Origin of the sequence: Reyranella sp., from assembly GCF_050185545.1 — a bacterium.
Taxonomy (GTDB): Bacteria; Pseudomonadota; Alphaproteobacteria; order Reyranellales; family Reyranellaceae; genus Reyranella.
Genome location: NZ_JBFWZI010000149.1, coordinates 16566 through 18759, shown reverse-complemented (window position 1 = coordinate 18759; position 2194 = coordinate 16566). Strand labels below are relative to the sequence as shown.

2 protein-coding genes are annotated in these 2194 nt (G+C 66.8%); one reads left to right on the top strand and one right to left on the bottom strand.

Features of this window, described 5'->3' with window-relative positions:
- Positions 1-886 (bottom strand): M24 family metallopeptidase (locus tag AB7O82_RS28565; RefSeq protein WP_428620775.1); only part of this gene is annotated, 886 nt, incomplete at its 3' end.
- 235 nt (positions 887-1121) lie between these two features.
- Between AB7O82_RS28565 and AB7O82_RS28560 the strand changes: the two genes are divergently transcribed.
- Positions 1122-2183: an ABC transporter substrate-binding protein gene (locus AB7O82_RS28560; RefSeq protein ID WP_428620773.1), complete on the top strand. Its 1062-nt coding sequence runs from the start codon at positions 1122-1124 to the stop codon at positions 2181-2183.
- Positions 2184-2194: the final 11 nt, after the last annotated feature.

Below are 2194 nucleotides of genomic sequence, written 5' to 3'. Positions count from 1 at the left end.
GCCGATGGGCGTCGTCGATCTCGCCGAGCGGACGACCCGGCCTGGCCGCCTCTGTCATCGCCGCGAGCGCCTCGCGCGTCACCTCGAACATCGCGCGTTGTATCGGGTTGCCCCTGCCGATGGCGACCGTGCGCATCAGGCAGGCGCAATAGTGCCGGTAGCTCCCGGCGAACTCGAGGGTCAGCTGGTCGACCGGGTCGAGATGGCGAAAGCCGGTGGCGCTGCGGATCAGCAGCGCGCGATCGCCGGAGCCGAGCACCGGGCCGGAGGGCGGCGGGTCGCCGCCGCCGGCCAGGATCGGCACCGAGCCGGCCGCAGCGATGTCGCCCTCGAAGCCGCCTGGCCGCGCTGTCGCGAGCATCGCCTCGAGCGACTGATCGGCAAGCTTGGCAGCCCGGCGGACGTAGGCGATCTCCGCCGGCGATTTCACCAGCCGCAGGGTGCGGACGATATGGGAAGCGTCGACCAGCTCGCACCAGCCGGCGAGGCGCTCGCGCACGAGCTCGTGCTTGTCGGCGGTCAGGCCGAAGGTGCGCAGCTCGATGCCGACACGGGCGCCTTTCAGTCCCTTCTCGGCCAGGATCTCGAACAGCTCTCTGCTCGGGTCGCTGCCTTCCTTGTCGTACCACAGGCGGATGTCGGAGAGGATCGAGGTGCGGCGCGCCTGCTCGAGGTCGGGCCGCCGCGTCAGCAGCGTGATCGCCCCTTCGTCGCGGGTCAGCACGGCGCACTGGAAGAAGACGAAGCCGCTCGTGTCGAAGCCGGTGAGATAGTAGAGGCTCTCCTGCGCAAACAGCAGAAGCGCGTCCAAGCCGTCGGCGGCGAGCGCCTTGCGCGCTGCAACAATGCGGCCCTCGAATTCCGCACGGTCGAAGTGCAGCGCCATGAACGTCTCCCTGCAGGGTAGCGCGCGGAGCCTAGTCATCCGCCGGGCCATGCGCAAACCGGCGTGCGCCACGCCACAAATGAGAAAGTCTCTTTTGCTGGGAGCGCGCCACAGGAGTGGCGCGCTCCCGGCCATGAGCCTCTTTGGGTCGGAGGTCTCCACCGTAATTCCTTGACGGCCGGCCGGCCGTGCCGCGAAATGCCTTGGCCAGTCGGCCAGGGAATGGGGGATCGCGATGATCAGGAAGTGCGGTGGTGCCGTTTCACTCGTATGCGCGGCGCTGTTACTTGCGGCTTCGCAAGCGGCGGCACAGGACAAGAAGACGCTGACCATCTCGTCGTGGGGAGGCGCCTTCCAGAAGGCCCAGAAGGAGGCGTGGTTCGGCATCGTCGAGAAGGAGCTCGGCGTCGTCATCAAGGAGGACAACACCTCGGGCATCGCCGACGTGCGCACGCAGGTCGCCTCCGGAAAGCCGACCTGGGACCTCACCACCCAGGGCGCCTACAGCTGCGCGCTGCTGGAGAAGGAAGGCCGCCTCGAGAAGTTCGATGACGCGACCATGAAAGCCCTGGCCGACATCCCCAAGACGCTCGGCCGCTCGGAGCACTGCGCGCCGCAGATCGTCTACTCGGTTGCCATCGGCTGGCGTGACAAGGCGTACCCTGGCAAGGAACCGCCGGGCTGGGCGGCGTTCTGGGATACCAAGAACTTTCCCGGTCAGCGCTCCATCCGCAAGCACCCCATCTATGCCCTCGAGATGGCGCTGATCGCCGACGGCGTGCCGATGGACAAGCTCTACCCGATCGACGTCGACCGCGCCTTCAAGAAGCTCGAGCAGCTGAAGCCGCACGTGCTCGTCTGGTGGAGCTCGGGCGCGCAGTCGGCGCAGGTGCTGAAGGATGGCGAGGTCGACATGGTGGCGGCCTGGAACGGCCGCATCCAGGCGCTCGAGAACGAGCCCGAGGGAAGGGGCGGCAAGATCAAGACCACCTTCAACCAGCAAATCCTCGTCTCCGACAGCTGGATGATTCCCAAGGGCGCACCCAACCGGGAACTCGCCCTGAAGGCGATCGCGATCATGTCGCGGCCGGAGGTGAATGCCCGCATCGCGAACTACATCAATTACGCACCATCCAACATCAAGGCCTACGACACCGGCGTCATCCCGAAGGAGAAGCTCCCCGGCCTGCCGAACTCGCCCGGGAACTTCGAGAAGGGCTTCGTGCAGGACGTCTCGTGGTGGGTCGCCAATGCGGACGCGATGGTAAAGCGCTTTGACGCCTTCCTTCAGAGGTAGCGGGTCGGCTG